At 60.5% G+C, this 16,318-nt stretch carries 17 protein-coding genes; 9 read left to right on the forward strand and 8 right to left on the reverse strand.

Annotated features, from left to right (window positions below; all coding sequences use genetic code 11):
• Window positions 1–26 precede the first annotated feature (26 nt).
• Complete coding sequence (locus GSQ93_RS13250; RefSeq protein WP_158936142.1) at window positions 27–980, reverse strand: 4-hydroxyproline epimerase; 954 nt, start codon at window positions 978–980, stop codon at window positions 27–29.
• A gap of 275 nt (window positions 981–1,255) precedes the next feature.
• On the opposite strand from GSQ93_RS13250, the gene GSQ93_RS13255 reads away from it, so the two are divergent.
• The 3 genes from GSQ93_RS13255 to GSQ93_RS13265 all read left to right on the forward strand — a co-directional run bounded on the left by GSQ93_RS13255 (window position 1,256) and on the right by GSQ93_RS13265 (window position 4,512).
• Window positions 1,256–2,161, forward strand: coding sequence for a dihydrodipicolinate synthase family protein (locus GSQ93_RS13255; protein ID WP_158936143.1), 906 nt, complete (start codon window positions 1,256–1,258; stop codon window positions 2,159–2,161).
• A 316-nt stretch (window positions 2,162–2,477) separates the two neighbouring features.
• Entirely contained in the window at window positions 2,478–2,981 is a 504-nt protein-coding gene (locus GSQ93_RS13260; RefSeq protein WP_158936144.1) for a hypothetical protein, read from the forward strand.
• Window positions 2,982–3,153: 172 nt separating this feature from the next.
• Window positions 3,154–4,512: a DUF2325 domain-containing protein gene (locus GSQ93_RS13265; RefSeq protein WP_158936145.1), complete on the forward strand. Its 1,359-nt coding sequence runs from the start codon at window positions 3,154–3,156 to the stop codon at window positions 4,510–4,512.
• Between the two features lie 38 nt (window positions 4,513–4,550).
• Here the strand turns inward: GSQ93_RS13265 and GSQ93_RS13270 are convergent, their stop codons facing one another.
• Entirely contained in the window at window positions 4,551–4,952 is a 402-nt protein-coding gene (locus GSQ93_RS13270) for a winged helix-turn-helix domain-containing protein (protein WP_158936146.1), read from the reverse strand.
• 88 nt (window positions 4,953–5,040) lie between these two features.
• On the reverse strand, window positions 5,041–5,604 hold the full coding sequence (locus GSQ93_RS13275) for a nitrogen fixation protein NifQ (protein WP_158936147.1): 564 nt from the start codon (window positions 5,602–5,604) through the stop codon (window positions 5,041–5,043).
• Window positions 5,605–5,892: 288 nt separating this feature from the next.
• Here GSQ93_RS13275 and GSQ93_RS13280 point away from each other — a divergent pair, with 288 nt between their 5' ends.
• Entirely contained in the window at window positions 5,893–7,068 is a 1,176-nt protein-coding gene (locus GSQ93_RS13280; protein WP_158936148.1) for a porin, read from the forward strand.
• A 95-nt stretch (window positions 7,069–7,163) separates the two neighbouring features.
• Here GSQ93_RS13280 and GSQ93_RS13285 read toward each other — a convergent pair whose 3' ends face one another.
• On the reverse strand, window positions 7,164–7,664 hold the full coding sequence (locus tag GSQ93_RS13285) for a molybdopterin-dependent oxidoreductase (RefSeq protein WP_158936149.1): 501 nt from the start codon (window positions 7,662–7,664) through the stop codon (window positions 7,164–7,166).
• Between the two features lie 192 nt (window positions 7,665–7,856).
• Here GSQ93_RS13285 and GSQ93_RS13290 point away from each other — a divergent pair, with 192 nt between their 5' ends.
• Window positions 7,857–8,810 (forward strand): hypothetical protein, encoded by a 954-nt coding sequence (locus GSQ93_RS13290; RefSeq protein WP_158936150.1) that lies wholly within the window; start codon window positions 7,857–7,859, stop codon window positions 8,808–8,810.
• Between the two features lie 39 nt (window positions 8,811–8,849).
• On the opposite strand, the gene GSQ93_RS13295 is transcribed toward GSQ93_RS13290, so the two are convergent.
• On the reverse strand, window positions 8,850–9,278 hold the full coding sequence (locus GSQ93_RS13295) for a molybdopterin-binding protein (protein WP_158936151.1): 429 nt from the start codon (window positions 9,276–9,278) through the stop codon (window positions 8,850–8,852).
• A gap of 226 nt (window positions 9,279–9,504) precedes the next feature.
• Here GSQ93_RS13295 and GSQ93_RS13300 point away from each other — a divergent pair, with 226 nt between their 5' ends.
• Both GSQ93_RS13300 and GSQ93_RS13305 read left to right on the forward strand, forming a co-directional pair.
• Window positions 9,505–10,380 (forward strand): extracellular solute-binding protein, encoded by an 876-nt coding sequence (locus tag GSQ93_RS13300; protein ID WP_158936152.1) that lies wholly within the window; start codon window positions 9,505–9,507, stop codon window positions 10,378–10,380.
• Complete coding sequence (locus GSQ93_RS13305) at window positions 10,377–12,206, forward strand: ATP-binding cassette domain-containing protein (RefSeq protein WP_158936153.1); 1,830 nt, start codon at window positions 10,377–10,379, stop codon at window positions 12,204–12,206. The genes GSQ93_RS13300 and GSQ93_RS13305 overlap by 4 nt, the downstream gene beginning before the upstream one ends.
• 59 nt (window positions 12,207–12,265) lie before the next feature.
• Here the strand turns inward: GSQ93_RS13305 and GSQ93_RS13310 are convergent, their stop codons facing one another.
• On the reverse strand, window positions 12,266–12,994 hold the full coding sequence (locus tag GSQ93_RS13310) for a response regulator transcription factor (RefSeq protein ID WP_158936154.1): 729 nt from the start codon (window positions 12,992–12,994) through the stop codon (window positions 12,266–12,268).
• A gap of 379 nt (window positions 12,995–13,373) precedes the next feature.
• Here GSQ93_RS13310 and GSQ93_RS13315 point away from each other — a divergent pair, with 379 nt between their 5' ends.
• Both GSQ93_RS13315 and GSQ93_RS13320 read left to right on the forward strand, forming a co-directional pair.
• Entirely contained in the window at window positions 13,374–14,840 is a 1,467-nt protein-coding gene (locus GSQ93_RS13315; RefSeq protein ID WP_158936155.1) for an MFS transporter, read from the forward strand.
• 133 nt (window positions 14,841–14,973) lie between these two features.
• Window positions 14,974–15,144: a hypothetical protein gene (locus tag GSQ93_RS13320; RefSeq protein WP_158936156.1), complete on the forward strand. Its 171-nt coding sequence runs from the start codon at window positions 14,974–14,976 to the stop codon at window positions 15,142–15,144.
• 134 nt (window positions 15,145–15,278) lie between these two features.
• Here the strand turns inward: GSQ93_RS13320 and GSQ93_RS13325 are convergent, their stop codons facing one another.
• Both GSQ93_RS13325 and GSQ93_RS13330 read right to left on the reverse strand, forming a co-directional pair.
• Complete coding sequence (locus GSQ93_RS13325) at window positions 15,279–15,551, reverse strand: hypothetical protein (RefSeq protein WP_158936157.1); 273 nt, start codon at window positions 15,549–15,551, stop codon at window positions 15,279–15,281.
• A gap of 102 nt (window positions 15,552–15,653) precedes the next feature.
• Window positions 15,654–16,307: a hypothetical protein gene (locus GSQ93_RS13330; RefSeq protein ID WP_158936158.1), complete on the reverse strand. Its 654-nt coding sequence runs from the start codon at window positions 16,305–16,307 to the stop codon at window positions 15,654–15,656.
• Window positions 16,308–16,318 lie beyond the last annotated feature (11 nt).

A 16,318-nucleotide genomic window follows, 5' to 3' on the forward strand; every position in this document is an offset into this window, starting at 1 on the left:
GGACTAACAACGTCCCGGTTCGGCGCTCAGGCCGCCGGGATACCCCAGGCGAACGGGTCTGTGCTGTCGAAGCAGAGTCGGCCTTCGGCCATGATGTGCGCGTGTCCAGTGATGGTCGGAATTACTCCCCGGCCCGCGAGTTCGTCCGAGCATCGGTAGCTTGCTTCGAACACGCTGCCAATGATACTTTCCTGCCGCCACACCTCGCCTTCGGCCAGTTTATGGTCGGCGGCGAGACAGGCGACTTTCGCGCTTGTGCCTGTGCCGCACGGCGAACGGTCGTAGGCGCTGCCGGGACACAGTACGAAGTTGCGGCTGTCGATCCCCGCATGCGGCGAGTCCGCGAACAATTCAATGTGATCGATCACCGCACCGTCGGCACCGGTAATGCCTTGCGCCTGCAACGCCTCACGAATGGCATTGGTGACAGCCGTCAGCCGGGTCAGGTTCGTTGCAACGAGATCCTGGCCGTGATCGGCGATGAGAAAAAACCAGTTGCCGCCCCAGGCGATATCGCCCGTCAGTGGCCCGACGCCGTCCACATTCACGCGGACCGCTTGCCGGTATCGATATGCCGGTACGTTGCGTACGCTCACGCTGCCATCCTGATGCAGCGTGGCTTCGACAAAACCCGCGGGCGTCTGGATCCGGTGCGAACCCGGCTGAATCTTCCCCAGGTGAGCCAGAGACACGATCAGCCCGATCGTGCCGTGGCCGCACATGCCGAGATACCCGACGTTATTGAAGAAGATGACGGCCGCCGCACACGAGGGGTCGTCCGGCTCGCACAACAATGCCCCCACGATCACGTCAGAGCCTCGCGGTTCAGTGACTACGCCCGCCCGCCAGTCGTCGTGTTTCGTGCGAAGGTTTTCCAGGCGCTCGGTCAAGGTGCCACCGCCCAGATCCGGTCCGCCTGACGTAACAAGGCGAGTGGGTTCGCCGCCCGTATGGGAATCGATGAAGTGTAGGATTTTCATGCTGACATCGTAGAAATCAGGAGGTGATCCGTCTTGGCGACGCTCAGCGAATTTGATGCCGATTTCGGCATAGACCACGGTCTTTTGGTGAACCTCAAAGCCCTTGAATCAACCACGCTCTCGGCCTGATTCCGCTGCGGGCAAGGGTGATACCTGCGAAGGTCAGGAGATCGCAGTTGTGCCGAAATCGGCATCGTTATTGCGCGCAACATGCAAGACGGCCCATTCTGCAATGCTTAGACTGCACTCAATCGATTACTTTTAGGAGAGCCACCATGGCGCATATCTGGGAAGGCGTGATGCCCGCCGTCACGACCAAGTTCAATGCAGATTTCAGCATAGACCGTGCTTGGACGAAGAAGAATATCGAGGCGCAGATCGCGGCCGGGGTCGACGGCATTATCGTCTGCGGATCGCTTGGCGAAGCGTCGACGCTCTCGCTCGACGAAAAGCTGGACGTGCTCGATATCGGCGTCGATGCCGCCCAGGGACGCGTGCCCGTATTGCTGACGATTGCGGAAAACAGCACGCTCGACGGCTGCCGCCAGGCCGAACTCGGCGTCAAGCACGGCGCGGCCGGCTACATGGTGCTGCCGGGTTTGCGGTATCTGTCGGACCGCCGCGAAACGCTCAACCACTTCCGCGTGGTCGCCAGCGCGAGTCCCTTGCCGATCATGGTCTACAACAACCCGCTCGCGTACGGCGTTGATGTGACACCGGAAATGTTCGCCGAACTCGCCGATGAAAAGAAGCTCGTTGCGATCAAGGAATCGGCCGGCGATGTACGCCGCTTCACGGACCTCATCAACGCGGTCGGTGACCGCTACGCGCTCTTTTGCGGCGTCGATAACCTCGCGATGGAAGCCTGCCTGATGGGCGCGCACGGCTGGGTTGCGGGACTCGTTTGCGCCTTTCCCGAGGAGACCGTGGCCATCTTCAAGCTGCTCAAGGCTGGCCGTCTGGAAGAAGCCCGCACGATCTACCGATGGTTCGCGCCGCTGCTTGCGCTCGACGTCTCGGCCAAGCTGGTGCAGAACATCAAGCTGGCCGAAGCCATGGTTGGTCTGGGCACCGAACCGGTCCGGCCGCCGCGCTTGCCGCTGGCAGGCGACGAACGTCTCGCGGTGGAAGCGTTGATCAAGCGCTCGATTGAAACCCGGCCGGTTTTGCCGACGTTCTAAATCGAGTTTTTCCCGAAGCGCTGTTTTGTTCCTGATCAACACTGAACGACCCCGCCCCACCTGATCCGTCCGCCCGAAAAACGAGCCTGTCCTGGCGCCGTTTACGTCACCTAGCGCGTTGCCGCCTGAACATAAAGCAGCCCGCCTGCGCACCATCCAAAGCCTCAAAACCGTCCAAGTGCCGGCTTATCCATAAAGCAAAAAACAGGCATTCGTTATATTCTATAAAATATCACGGTACTATTCTTTTGATCCCGGTAATTCATCTAGCCGACGCAAACAAACCGGTCCAATCATGCATCTCGAGGATTTACCCATGTCCGGGCAAAAGGCAACCACACCCCGCGCTCCCGTTTCGATCCCGCTGCGCCGCGACCTGTCGGTCGCGATCACGCCGCTCAACTCGGCGCGCAATCCCGAGCGCACGGAAGCGATCAGGGAAGTGGTCGATGCATTCCGGAACCTGCGCGCAAGCGTCGCCCGTTTTGTCCTCATGCTCGAAGACATCCGCGGTAATGCCCGCTCCCTCGAATTCACGACCGGCCAGCCGCTCGGCGACCTTTTGTCGTCCCTTGAAGATCACGCCCGCGCGCTCGATTTCGGCCGCCTCGACGACCTGACGTTTGCCATCGAAACCGCCAGGACGGCGGAGCAGCAGCGGGATCAGGTATTCCTGGCCGCGCCCGGCAACGGCACCAACGGTCTTCAGCAGGTTGCGCGAAACCTCGAACGCCTGGACGCCACGTTTGTCGGCTTATGCGTAGAGCACGTGCTTGAGCGGCACTATCGAGACCGTGCGAGCAACGGCGTGTCTGTTTGAACAACCGCATCCTGTAAGCAAAAACCATTGATTTCGTCGAAACAGCCGTCCAGATTCGTACCGTTATATTCAATGGTATATTTCGATATCCGTTCATCGAGCAGGCTAAAGGCCGTTGTCTGTTCAGCCGTTTGACATCCACGTTTGACTTCCAGATCGATTCGAGGTGAATGTGCAATCCGTTCCCCCCTTCCGCCTTGCCCGCACGCCGTCCATCGAATCGACCAGCGCCGCGGGTGCTTATGCCGGCGCACAGACCGGCGCGGCGGATGCCTGCTGCACGCCTACCGACGCGCAGCTTCGCAGTCCGCACCGCCGGGCGCGGCTGTCAGATCTGGATTCGCATTTGCATTGCTCGGTGATCGGCACATGCCTGAGCACGAACGAGCTTAGAAAACTCGTGCCGAAGTTCACGGATCTCGACCGGCAACATGCGACGGATCTGGAGATTCATCACGCCGCAGTGGAACTTGCGATAGACGGCGGCGCGGGCGCCAAGGCGTTGCAGAAGGCGCTCGATGCGCGTTACTCGGGTGCCGTGCGCCGCTTCGACTCGGCAAAAGATCCTGAAGCCCTGCTGGCGCTGTGGAAAGACGCGCTCAAGAGCGGCGATATCCCGCCGGCGTACTGGGCGTTGATGACCCATCCGGAAGCCGTCATGAGCGTGCGTCAGGCTGCGTTCGGCGACCTGCATATGTTGTCCCATCTGGTGGGTGCGGCCAACCGGGCCGACATCCGCCGCCTGGTTGCGCTCGAAGAAGACAATGCGGCGCTCAAGGACAAGATCGAACGGCAGCAAGACAAGCTGCACGAATTGACGACAGAACGCGACGCGTCGCTGCGCCAATTGAGCGCGCATGTGACCGAGTTGTCAGCGAAGGCCGTGCGCAAGCCGGACGTTTCCGAAGGGGGTCTGGAGGCTGAGGTCCGGGCGCTGCGCGAGGCGTTGGCTGCACGCGATGAACGGCTCGCGATTCACACAAGCCGCAGGGAAACCGCCGAGCAACGCGCGCTTGACGAGCAGCGCCATGCGCAGAGCTTAAGCCAGCGGCTGGACGATGCCATTGCAATGCTCAACGTGGTCCAGGCCGAATGCAACGCACTAGAACAAGCGCTGGTGGCTCAGGGAAGCGAGGCCGGCTCAAAGGCCGAGGAGCTTGTCAACCTGAGCGGCAAGCGCGTGGTTTATGTGGGCGGCCGACCCGGTTCGAACGCCGCACTGAGGCAACTGGTCGAGTCAGCGGGAGGCGATTTTATCGTCCACGATGGCGGCATAGAAGACCGCAAGGGCATGTTCGCTGCCGCGCTGCCGCGAGCGGACATTGTCGTGTTTCCGGTCGACTGCATCGACCACGACTCCATGAACCTGCTCAAGCGCGTATGCGACCGTCATCAGGTCGACTATCACCCGCTAAGGACCGCGAGCGTCGCGAGTTTTGTGGAATTGATGACGCGGCTGGGCCAATCCGGGCAATCCGGCCAATCTGGTAATACGCCACCGACGTCGCGGTTTTGCCTGCGGCACGGCTAAGCCCTTGAGCCTCACGCTTGCCGTAGCGTTTGCTACGATCAGCGCTTCATAAGCCGGGTCAGCGCGGAAATTTGCGGCGCACAGGTCTTGGCCGCTTCCGCTTCAATCTCGCGATAAAGCCGCACGATCTTTTCACCAACCGGCGTCAGCACGCAACCGCCGCCCGATGAACCTCCCGTTTCCGAAGACGTTGCGGGCGCTTTGAGCGTGCGGTTCAGTTCGTCGATGAGCAACCATGCCCGCCGGTACGACATCCCCAGGCTGCGCGCGGCAGCCGAGATGGAACCATGCTCATGCACCGCCTCGAGCAAATCAATTTTCCCCGGGCCAATTGCCACGGCGTCAGCCTGGCGAATGCGCATGCGAAAACGCACCTCGGGCTCACGGGATAAGGAAGGAGTCGCTGGATCTTTCACGGATTTGGCCATGCGCGAAAGCATACACGAGGCTGCCGGTGCTTCAGGATGCCGCGGTGCTCGGGCGTGGTGCTTAAACGTCGTGCTTAAACGTCGTGCTTAAACGTGGTGCTCAAGCGAGGCTCCTCGATTTTCCGCCGAAACAAAAACCGAAATCTTCGCAGCCCGGACACCCTGGCGCCGGCTGCGGCACCCGTCCGAGCGACAGCGCAAGTTCTCGCGCGAGGAATTTTTTCCAGCGCGTTCCGTCGACATTTCGCGCCACCAGCGCCGGGAAATACTGGCTGAGCATGTCGGTGACTTCATCGCGTCCGCTTAATCCGAGATCGCGCCACAGATGGTCCGGCCGCAAGCACGCATGGGCGATGATCGCGGCGAGGCATTCCGCGTCGGCCATTTCGGAGGCGCCACTCGCCCGCACATGACTCAGCAGGAAGGCCACCAGCGCGCTAACGAACCCGGCCTGCTCTTCTGAACGGATGGCCAAGCCCGCCACCGGTGGTTGCATTGCGCCAAAGTGCCGGCCATACAGCAAGGCGAATTGTCCCGGCGATAACCCCAGCAGAGAAGGGTCATCGTGCGCGGCAAGCAAGGTGGCGAGCAAAGCGGTGCCAGGGGCGTTGGGCGCGGCCGAGGCGGCCAGCAACTGGGCGCGCGTCACGAGCAAATGTGTCATTGCCAGGTAGTGAGGATATAGCTGATCGCGGATGCCACAGGAAGTGGTCGACTCAAAACCAGTATGCCACGCGCATCCCGGAGTCAAGCCTGTGTCTCGCCAACCATACAAATACCCAATATCCCGTTTACCAAATCCCCACTAATCGTTATATTCCTGCCGATATTTCGCAAGGCTCACTGCAAGGATCGCATCGAGACTCGCTTCGAGGCTCGATTCATCTCAGGCAACACGTGGGCATGGCATGGATCACAAACGGCGACAACTCAAACTAAAACAGGAATAGCGATGAAAAAGAAGATCGTGGCGGCGGCGGCATTGAGCAGTTTCGGGGTAATCGCGCATGCACAAAGCAGCGTAACGCTATACGGCTTGATCGACGCCGGCGTGAGTTACGTCAGTAACGCCGCTACCTCGACGGGACACGACAACCTGTTCAAATACGGCGACGGCGTAGCCCAGGGCAGCCGTTGGGGCCTGCGCGGCGTGGAGGACCTGGGTGGCGGCCTGCAAGCCCTCTTCACCCTTGAGAGCGGCTTCAGTTCGGGCGACGGCACACTCGGCCAAGGCGGCGCGTTGTTCGGCCGCCAGGCGTATGTGGGTATCGCTAAGAAGGGCCTGGGCTCGGTCACGCTCGGCCGCCAGTACTCGTTCTCGACCGACTATCTCGGCGGCAACTACACGATGGGCGGCCAGACGCCCGCGGGTAACTACGCGTATCACATCAACGACCTGGATCAACTCACGTCAAGCCGGATCAATAACGCGGTCAAGTTCAGCAGCGCCAACTTCGCGGGCCTGACCTTCGGCGCGATGTACGGCTTCTCGAATCAAGCCGGTTCGTTCGCCGGTTCGCCCACTACCACCGCCGGCGGCACGACCACGCAAGGGTCGTCGAGCACGGTCAGCGCGGGCGTGAATTACGCGCAAGGGCCGTTCAGTATCGGCACCGCTTACACCAACATTCGCTTCCCGAATGGCGCGACGCCCGCGTTCAGCGTCAGCATCGCGAACGTGAATACCGGCGGACTGCGCGACCTCGAAACGTTTGGCGTGGGCGCGCGTTATGCCATTGGCGCGGGCACGATCTGGGGCAACTGGACCCATACGACGTTCGATCCAATCACAGGCGCCGAGTCGAAGCTGAACAACTACGAACTGGGCGGCAAGTATGCGTTTACGCCCGCGTTGAGCGCCGGCCTGGGCTATACGTTCTCGAAGCTTGACGACCATTTCGAGGGCAAATGGCATCAGGTCAGCAGCATGCTCGACTACGCGCTGTCGAAGCGGACCGATGTCTACGGCCTCGTGATTTACCAGAAGGCGTCGGGCAGCAATACGGTCAATGGCCGCAACGTTCCGGTGCAGGCTGAAATTGGATCAAGCTCGAGCTTCCTCGGTAACTCAGGCACCGGCGCGAACAATCAGGTCGCAGCCCGCATTGGCTTGCGTCACAAGTTCTGATTCTGGTTTCGGATCGGCAAGCGCTGCAGGAAGCGCTTGCCGCATCGGGCTTCAGACGTTCGCCCGATATCAGACGGTCTGGTTAGGCCGTCAAATCAGGCCGTCAAGACTCGCGCCACGATCCGCACAAGGCGCTTCACGTGACGGGGGGCGGGAAGAATATCCGCGCCCGAGAACAAAATGGGTACGCCGTCCTCAGCGCTGAGCGCGCGGTCTCCGCATTCATGCGCGACGATGACACGCTCACCCACGGGCGTATTAAACAATTCGTGCCATGAGAAGGTGACCGCGTAGCCATCGTGCGCGACCGCAATGAACACGGTGCGCTTGAACTCGCCCTTAGGCTCGGGCCGCAGTCCGGCTTTCATGATCAGGTCTTTCAGCAACACCCCGCGATAGGTATCGACACTGCGAATAAACCGGTTCGTCGTGTAACAACGCAGATCGAATGGATCGGCAACGACATTAGGTTGCTCCCTGAATTCCGCCAGATCGACGATCAACGGCCGCAGGAAATCCCCTTCAAGCGATATGACGGCTTTCGCAGTGGTTTCGAGCGCGACTGCGTGGGAATGGACATCACTCGCATCACTCATTTTCTCATCCTCCAGGGGCCGAATTCAGACGGCTTGTCCGGCATTATATCCACGCGAATATTACGCTGCTGCCGCAACCAGCAAGTCAGTGCGCGAACCATAGGCAGCATATCCATTCGCGCATATGCGCGCCAGCACGGCACTAAGCGATATATTGGTGGCCTTCGATCCCCGCGCCCCAAGGAAAATACGATGGTTTCTTCGCATTTCTCTCAGCGATGCCCCCAGCGTCTGACCCGCGACGCGCTAACACTCGCCAACGCCTTGACCGCCGCTGCGGTGATCGCGCTATCCGGTTGCAGTTCGGCGCCAATCGTAAGCGCGCCCCAACGCGTCACCCTGGATGCGCGGGCCAATGGCATAGCGATCCGTCCAGCCGATGGCACGATCTTCATCACGGACGATAAAACCAACAGCGTGCTTTCATCGGCTGATGGCAAGACGTTTCAACCGTTTACCGCCCTTCCCGTGATCGCGGACCAAGGGAATGCGCTAAGCCAGGTGAGCATCGCGGATACCGGTTCGCTACTGGTCGGACGATTCGGATTCGGCACGGCGGGCGCGGTGTTCGACATTGGCCCAAACGGGTCCGTCTCCCCGCTGTCAGGCACCGATCCAATGCGGCGGCGGTTGGGACTTGCTGCCATAGGGACGGGAAAAATACTCTCGACCTGGTTCGTCAAGAACGGCAATGCCCCGGCAACGGGCGGCCTCAGCCTGATTACTTACGATGTTTCAACCCACGCAGCGTCGGAACACAACCTGTTGACTGGATTGGCGAAACCCGTCGGCATAGCCGTACAAGGCGACGCCGTTTTTATATCGGATCAGGCTGACAACATGATCCTGAAGACCAGTCTGGCCGGACTGGTTAATCATGCCCAGGCCGGCGGCCTGAGCACATCGGTGATCAAGATCAACGGACCTGACCTGTTGACCATCGATTCAAACGGCACGCTCTATACAAAATGCAACTCGACGGCGGTCTGCAGGATAAGCCCCGATGAATCGGTTGCCGTCATCGCAAGCGGTTTCGAGGATGCCCGCGGGGTTGCTATCGACCCGGAGCATCACGTGCTGTACGTCATAGACCGGCCGAAATCCGCCGACAGCGGCAGTACCCTGCGCGCCATTCCACTGAACTGACGAACCGAGGAATTGACGTGGCGCGCCCAAGCGAGAAGGCTAGTCGTCCACGCCGATAATCACGCTCGAGGCCTTGAAGATCGCCGTGGCCGCTTTGCCGCTGGCGAGCGCCAGCCGTTGCGCGCTTTCGTTCGTGACAATAGCGGCAATCTGCGCGCCGCCCGCAACCGTAATAATGACTTCGCTGTTGACGGCGCCCGTGGTCACGGCCGACACCGTGCCGGCAAAGCAGTTCCTCGCCGATACCTGGCTGTCCGCCACGTCAACCATCACGATGACCGACGATGCCTTGACCAGCGCAAACGCAGCTTTACCGGCGGCCAGTCCGAGCGATGCCGCGCTGCCATGCGTGATCACCGCGACAATCTCCAGGCCGTCATTGGCGCGCAGCAAGATCTCGTCATTGACTGCGCCGTGCTTGACGTCCACCACTTCACCGACAAATTGATTTCGGGCACTTGTTCGCATATTCATCTCCGATTGCGGCGTCCCGTGAAGGCGTGGATCACGCAGATCTGAGGACGCACGTTGCTATGGTCACCTGCAGTGCAGGCAGGCTACCAGTGTAACCGCACCATGCTGCCCCTTTGAGACGAAAAGTCGCGGAAAACATGTCGATGGCGTTAGCGAACAACTTGAGTCTCAGCGTAATATAGCGGCCTTTATTACGCTCTTTATCAACGTGGAGAATCAGATGATCCGTAAGGTGATGGTGTCGGTTGCGGTCATGGCCAGTGCGTTCTTGAGCCATGCCGCCATGGCGGATGAAAACGCCGTAAACGTGCTGTATGCCGGCTCGCTCGTCAATTTGATGGAGCGTAGCGTTGGCCCTGCTTTTGAAAAAGAAACCGGCCTGCATTTCCAGGGCTACGCGGCGGGTTCGAACAAGATCGCCAACGAGATCAAGGGCAAGCTGCGCCGCGGTGACGTGTTCATCAGCGCGAGCCCGAAGGTCAACACGGGCTTGATGGGTGCGGCCAACGGCGACCATGTGACGTGGTATGTCACGTTCGCGGAATCGCCGCTGATGATCGGCTATAACCCGCGCAGTAAATTTGCAGCCGACTTCAAGACAAAGCGCTGGGACAAGGTCTTGCAGGAACCGGGTATCCGCATTGGCCGGACCGATCCGAAACTGGACCCGAAGGGCGCCTTCACCGTCGCGATGGTGACCAAGGCCGCCGATCTTTATCACCAGCCGGATCTGGTCGAGAAGACGTTGGGCGCGGCCGAAAATCCGGACCAGGTCCTGCCTGAAGAAACGCTGGTCGGACGTTTGCAATCCGGGCAACTGGACGCCGGTTTCTTCTATTCAACCGAGACCTCCGACCTGAAGATTCCGTCCATCCGTCCCGCGCCTGAATTGCAAGCCAAGGCGAGCTATACGCTCACCATTCTTGGCGATGCACCGAACTCTGTGGGCGCCACGCGCTTCGTCGACTTCCTGCTCAGCGCGAAGGGTCGCGAGCTGCTTAAGGAACACGGTGTCGACGTCATCAAACCCGCGATCACCGGTAACGCCCAGGCCATGCCGCCGTCCCTCCAGGCTGTGATCGACGCTGCTCAATGAAGCGCACCGCTGCGCGACCGCTGCAGTGGCTTGCCGCACTGCTCGCAGTCTATTTATGCGCGCCTTTCCTGGCGAGCATCCCGCAGGTCGGCGCGGCGGATTGGCACGGGGTCGACTGGACGAGCACGCTGTCGGCGGTGGCTGTATCGGCGGGCAGCGCGAGCGTGGCGTCGCTCGTCATCTTGTTGGGCGGCGTGCCGCTGGGGTATCTGCTCGCGCGGTCAAATTCGCGCAAGTCGGCGTTGCTGGGTTTTGTCGTGCAATTGCCGCTCGCGTTGCCGCCACTCACCAGCGGCGTCTTGCTGCTGTTTCTTCTCGGCCCGTATAGTTGGGTCGGACAACTAACAGGTGGCGCGCTGACCGACTCGTTCACCGGCATCGTGCTGGCCGAAACATTCGTCGCGGCGCCGTTCCTGATCATCGCCGCACGCTCCGCATTCGCTGCCGTCGACCCCGTGTTCGAGGACGTGGCCGCCACGCTCGGACATCGTGCCGGCAGCCGTTTCTTTCGCGTCGCGCTGCCGGTTGCATGGCCTGCGATCAGCGCCGGACTGGCGCTGGCGTGGCTGCGCGCATTCGGCGAATTCGGTGCGACCGTCATGGTCGCGTATCACCCGTACTCGCTGCCGGTTTATACCTATGTCGTGTTCGGCGGACAGGGCTTGCCGGCCATGATGCCGTTGCTGTTGCCGACGCTCGCCATTGCCATCGCGTGTGCAGCGTTGTCCATCTACAGCCGCAAAGGCCGCGCTACGTTGAGTTCGGAATTCGTCAATGGCGATGATGCCGACGACAGCACGCAGGCGCATCCGCTGATAGAAGAGGACGATCGCCGCCTGAGCATCGTGTTGAAAAAGCGCCTGGGCAGCTTCGATCTCGACATTGAATGGGCGCCACGTACGAGGCGTCTTGCGATCATCGGCACGTCGGGGTCGGGCAAGTCGCTGACGTTGCGCCTCATCGCGGGGCTTGAGGCCGGGCAGGTGGCTACCGTGACGCTGGGTGCGAGTCAGCTTGATGCCCTGCCGCCCGAAGCGCGCAGGATCGGTTATATGCCGCAAGACTACGGTCTTTTTCCGCATATGACAGTCGCGCAACAACTGGCATTTCCACTAAGCGCAGATGCTGCAAGCGCGCGCCAATGGGTCGATCAACTCGGCCTTTCGACGCTGCTTCACCGCTTGCCGCATGAACTTTCATTCGGTCAGCGTCAGCGCGTCGCACTTGCTCGCGCACTCACGCAGCATAGCCAGTTGCTGCTCTTCGACGAACCCTTCGCCGCACTCGATACCCCGCGCCGCCGCCGTCTGCAGCAATCGTTGCGGGCACTGCAGCGCGAGATATCGGCGGTCACGGTGATCGTCACGCATGACCCGGATGAAGCCGCGTTGCTCGCCGACGAAGTATTGCTGCTGGAGCACGGCCGTGTGCTTCAGGCGGGACCGGTGAGCGATGTCTTCGAGCGCCCCGCTTCAATGCGCGTGGCGGAATTACTGGGGCTTCACAATGTCGGGCAAGGCCGCATGCTCGAAGCAAACAAGGTCGAACTGGGTGGCGAGTTACGCTTGGACATGGCGGGTCATACCGCCATCCCTGCGGGACACACGGTGATGTGGCGGTTGCCGGCGCTTGCGATCATGCCGTCTGAGGAAGGTCCGTTCCAGGGTACGGTCGAAGGTATCGAACTGCGGCGCGGAGATCGGTACGCACGACTGAAAGTCAGCGGCGTGACATTCGATATTCCCAGCGACGACGCTCGCCTGAAGACCGGTACATCACATCGGTTCTCGGTGGACATCGATAAATTAACTATCTGGTCCATTTGAAGAGCGCGTAAAAAAACCGTCTCGCGACGGTTTTTTTTCGCCAGGACACCACGCCCGTATCAAGCAGTGGCTTCCTCACACATCTGCGCTTCATCGACTGTGTCGCCATACAAATGCAACAGCCGATAGCCGCTCTTGTACACCGGCTGCAAGCGGAAGTGATTGACCGGCTCGATCATCAGCGCGAGCCTCAAGCGCGACACGTGGCTGTCGATGGTCCGCGTGGACTCGCGAAACTCGCGTCCCCAGACCATTGCAAAGATGTGATCGCGCGACAACACCCGCCCGACGTTCGAGAAAAACAGCAACGCCAGCCGGAATTGCGTGCCGCTCAGTTGCACGGGTTCGCCGCGAACGGTGACGCTCTGCTGGCGCGAATCGAAACGATACGGACCGAGTTCGGTGATCGCAGCGGTATTCGCCGGATACGCACGCCGCAACAGCGCTTCCACGCGTGCACCGAATTCGGCGGAACGCACGGGATGCGTGACGTAGTCGTCGGCTCCCGCGGTCAATGCACGGACCACGTTGCTCTCTCCACCGTCCGCCGAGGCGAACATCACGGGCACGCGTTCGCCAATGCCCGAGCGCATCGATTTCAACAAGTCGAGCCCGGACAAGCCGGAGGAATGCCAGTCGAGGATCAACATGTCGACAGTGGAACGGGTGAGCGATTTCGACATCGACAAACCGTCGCTGAAGGGGATGCAAACATGGTTGAGCCGCTCGATGATTCCGCAGACGACGAAGCGGTGCTGGGGATCGGATTGAAGAATTGCGATGCGCATGATAACGGGACCGGTGAACCTGCAAACGGTGCCTTCGCAACGGTCTGAAAAGACATCATTGGAGACACCAAAGAAGGTCTCATGACGCTCCACGAGACCACTTCAGACGCGCGAATTTTGCAGAGCGGTACCGGCTTGATCTATCGGAAAACTCTTAATTGCGGCCGCCACATCGTCACAAATGCTTTCACTATGTCGCGCGAGGTCACTGTTTGTGCCGACACGTGGCGGAATCGGACTCTTTCGAAAAGTGTTGCCCTGACGCTATTGGCAGTGCTTTAAATGTGCATCCAGGAGCGCGCGGCGCCTTAAAAGCCATGCATGCATATTTCACGAACCACGGAAACGTCGGACGCGCCACGCCGATAAGCTGGTTTCCATGAACTCGAACCAGATCTCCTCACGCACCGGGCTGAGCACACGCCAGGCGCTGATCGTCACCACGGCCAGCATGGGTTTCGTGGTCTCTCAACTTGATGTCACCATCGTCAACGTGGCGCTCGCGAGCATCGGCCGCGACCTGCACGCGAGCGTGGCGGGCCTGCAGTGGACCGTCGACGCCTACGCGCTCGCCTTCGCCGCGCTAATGCTCTCGGCAGGCGTACTGGGCGACCGTTTCGGCGCTCGGCGCTTGTTCGTCGCGGGCCTGATGCTGTTTGGGGTGGCTTCCGCCGCTTGCGGCTTTGCAATAGACGCGACCCAACTGGTCGCTGCACGTGCATTGCAGGGCATAGGAGCGGCCGCGATGCTGCCCAACTCCCTGGTACTGCTCAATCAGGCTTGCGGTCACGACGACGGGTTGCGGGCGCGTGCTGTGGGCTTGTGGACGGCAGCGGGCGCAGTGTCGATTGCAGCAGGACCGATCGTAGGCGGCCTGCTGATCGCCGCGTTCGGCTGGCGCAGCATTTTCTGGGTCAACGTGCCGTTATGCGTAGCCGGCATCGTGGCGACCTACGTTTGGATCGCCGATAAAAAGCCGGAGCAACAAGCGCGCGGTATCGACTTGCCCGGGCAAATCCTCGCGACCGTGGCGCTGACCGGCTTTGTCGGCGCGATGATCGAACTCCGGCCGTTAGGCCTGACGCACCCGCTGGTGATCGGCGGAATTGCCGTCGCGCTTCTCGCGGCCGTGGGACTTGTGCTGGTCGAGCGGCGTGCGTCAGCGCCCATGCTGCCGCCTGCGCTGTTTCGGGACCGCACGTTTAATTCGGCCACGGCGTTCGGCATGTGCGTGAACCTCACCTATTACGGCATGGTGTTCGTGTTGAGCCTGTATTTGCAGCGCGTGCTTGGCCATACCCCGCTGGAAGCCGGACTCGCGTTCCTGCCGCTCACCGGGGGGTTCCTGTTGTCGAATCTTGCGAGTGGCGTAGTGGTTGCACGCTTCGGCTCGCGCTTGCCGATGATCGTCGGCGCATTGATCGATGCAGCCGGTTTCGCCGCGCTCCTGTTCATCAATGCGTCCACGCCCGTGGTTGCATTGCTGCTGCCCTTCTTGCTGATTCCGACGGGCATGGGACTCGCCGTCCCCGCGATGACAACCGCCGTATTGGGCACAGTTGAGCCGGATCGGGCAGGGACGGCGTCGGCGGTGCTGAACACGGCGCGGCAAGCGGCTGGTGCAATAGGCGTCGCCGCGTTCGGTGCGCTCGCGAGTCACTCGGCCATGGCGGAAAGCGCGCAGATCGTCGTAGGGGTGAAGGCGTCGGCGGGGGTATCGGTGGCGTTGCTTTTGTTCGCTGCATTCCTTGCATGGCGGGCGATCGAAAGCAAGCACGTAAAGGACGATAAAGCGGTCGATACCGTACCCGTTAAATGCGGCGCGGGCACCCGTCACTGGGAATGATGCAGGCACGCCAATGATGAACAGAGTCGAACGCAGACGAGCGGACCGTGCCGGGAACGCTCGTTGCGTCTGGTGTGACATAGGCACTTCTCGTGCAACGCGCGGTCCGCAGGCCGCTAATGAGGAACTGGACATGTCCACCCCGCCGCCGGACCCGACCTACTTGCCGATCGAACCCGATCCCGACGAATTGCTCGACCCCGATTCACCGCCGCCTCCGGACGATCCCGACTTACCCGACGGTCCGGATTCCGCAACACCGTTGGTGCCGGCAGAGCCAAACAACGGTACACCGCGCCTTTGATTTTGCCGTCCCACATCGGAAAAAAATCAGCAAAAAAATGCCCGTCTACTTTTAGCAGACGGGCATTTTTGCTGACCGATTTTCTGGCCAAGTGCTACAAGTCAAGGGTGGTGGCTAAAGAGTAACAAAGGGCATCAAAGGGTCGTTGTCAGGATTTCGCCCGATGCGAGGGCTCGTTCAATCAGCCCTTCTTGCTGAGCCTTGCGGACAGCTTCGGCGACAAACGTTTCCGGCGCTTCGACCTCGGCTTTGATCGCACCAATGATCCCCGACGCCTCGACAATTACCAGCGACTTTGCCGAATCCGCCCGGCTGATGATGACGCGTTGCGGGCTGCCGCCGTCTGCGATGCTTGCACAGAATTGCACCGACTTGCCGTCGATGGTTTGCTCGAAAGTTTGAATCATCGCTAGGGTTCGCCTGTAGAAAATGGGAGGTCTATTAGGGCACGCATAAAACGTTCCGCACCCAGTTCGACCCTTGTCAGTCCATTTACCTATTGAACCGGCCTAGAACCGATAACTCACACCCAGCTGGACGACCGGATACCAGCGATACCGTTGCACCTGATCGGTAATGTTTTGCTGCTCCTGATCGATATTCGCCTGCGTCGTCAACATGCTGTAGATCGCCGGTACGGAATACGAAACATGGGGGCGGCCATACGCGACGCCAAGGTCGCACGTAAAGCCGAATCCCTTCGATACCGGCTTGTGACCGTAACCCACTCCAAGGTACGGCATCACGCTCGGAAAGCTCGCGGTGGCTGATGGCGCAGGACCGATGGCCGGCACAACGTCGTCGCCGATCTTGTAGTTACCGTCGGCATTGGGTACCGCGTTCGCAGTCAGTTTATCGCCGTTGAACAGCGCCCCGCCCGTCACACGAAAACCACTGCTGGAAAACGGGAACAGGTCGAGGTAGAGCCCCCCTTGCTTCAGACTCAGGTGGCCATCGTATTTGTTGTCGTCGACGTTGAATGAATGCGACAGGCCGAAGCCCTCCACTTCCGCATGCACGCCCGACCACGAGTTGAAAGAATACGCCGCGCCTATACCAGCGCCGAGCGTGCCGCCCTGTACATAAACTTCCTGCGCGTGAGCTACGCCCGTTGTCAGCGTCGCGATCGTTGCGGCGGCTGCCGCTTTCAAGACAGTGTTCACTGCACCCTCTC

Source organism: Burkholderia sp. S171 (genome assembly GCF_009766085.1).
In the GTDB taxonomy this organism is placed as follows: Bacteria; Pseudomonadota; Gammaproteobacteria; order Burkholderiales; family Burkholderiaceae; genus Caballeronia.

Excerpts from the sequence above, each read along its gene's own strand:
- GSQ93_RS13270 (WP_158936146.1), bottom strand. The coding sequence starts at position 4,952 with ATGCTTTCGCGCATGGCCAAATCCGTGAAAGATCCAGCGACTCCTTCC.
- GSQ93_RS13300 (WP_158936152.1), top strand. The coding sequence starts at position 9,505 with ATGATCCGTAAGGTGATGGTGTCGGTTGCGGTCATGGCCAGTGCGTTC.
- GSQ93_RS13290 (WP_158936150.1), top strand. The coding sequence starts at position 7,857 with ATGGTTTCTTCGCATTTCTCTCAGCGATGCCCCCAGCGTCTGACCCGC.
- GSQ93_RS13250 (WP_158936142.1), bottom strand. The coding sequence starts at position 980 with ATGAAAATCCTACACTTCATCGATTCCCATACGGGCGGCGAACCCACT.
- GSQ93_RS13260 (WP_158936144.1), top strand. The coding sequence starts at position 2,478 with ATGTCCGGGCAAAAGGCAACCACACCCCGCGCTCCCGTTTCGATCCCG.
- GSQ93_RS13315 (WP_158936155.1), top strand. The coding sequence starts at position 13,374 with ATGAACTCGAACCAGATCTCCTCACGCACCGGGCTGAGCACACGCCAG.
- GSQ93_RS13320 (WP_158936156.1), top strand. The coding sequence starts at position 14,974 with ATGTCCACCCCGCCGCCGGACCCGACCTACTTGCCGATCGAACCCGAT.
- GSQ93_RS13325 (WP_158936157.1), bottom strand. The coding sequence starts at position 15,551 with ATGATTCAAACTTTCGAGCAAACCATCGACGGCAAGTCGGTGCAATTC.
- GSQ93_RS13305 (WP_158936153.1), top strand. The coding sequence starts at position 10,377 with ATGAAGCGCACCGCTGCGCGACCGCTGCAGTGGCTTGCCGCACTGCTC.
- GSQ93_RS13310 (WP_158936154.1), bottom strand. The coding sequence starts at position 12,994 with ATGCGCATCGCAATTCTTCAATCCGATCCCCAGCACCGCTTCGTCGTC.
- GSQ93_RS13295 (WP_158936151.1), bottom strand. The coding sequence starts at position 9,278 with ATGCGAACAAGTGCCCGAAATCAATTTGTCGGTGAAGTGGTGGACGTC.
- GSQ93_RS13285 (WP_158936149.1), bottom strand. The coding sequence starts at position 7,664 with ATGAGTGATGCGAGTGATGTCCATTCCCACGCAGTCGCGCTCGAAACC.
- GSQ93_RS13280 (WP_158936148.1), top strand. The coding sequence starts at position 5,893 with ATGAAAAAGAAGATCGTGGCGGCGGCGGCATTGAGCAGTTTCGGGGTA.
- GSQ93_RS13255 (WP_158936143.1), top strand. The coding sequence starts at position 1,256 with ATGGCGCATATCTGGGAAGGCGTGATGCCCGCCGTCACGACCAAGTTC.
- GSQ93_RS13275 (WP_158936147.1), bottom strand. The coding sequence starts at position 5,604 with ATGACACATTTGCTCGTGACGCGCGCCCAGTTGCTGGCCGCCTCGGCC.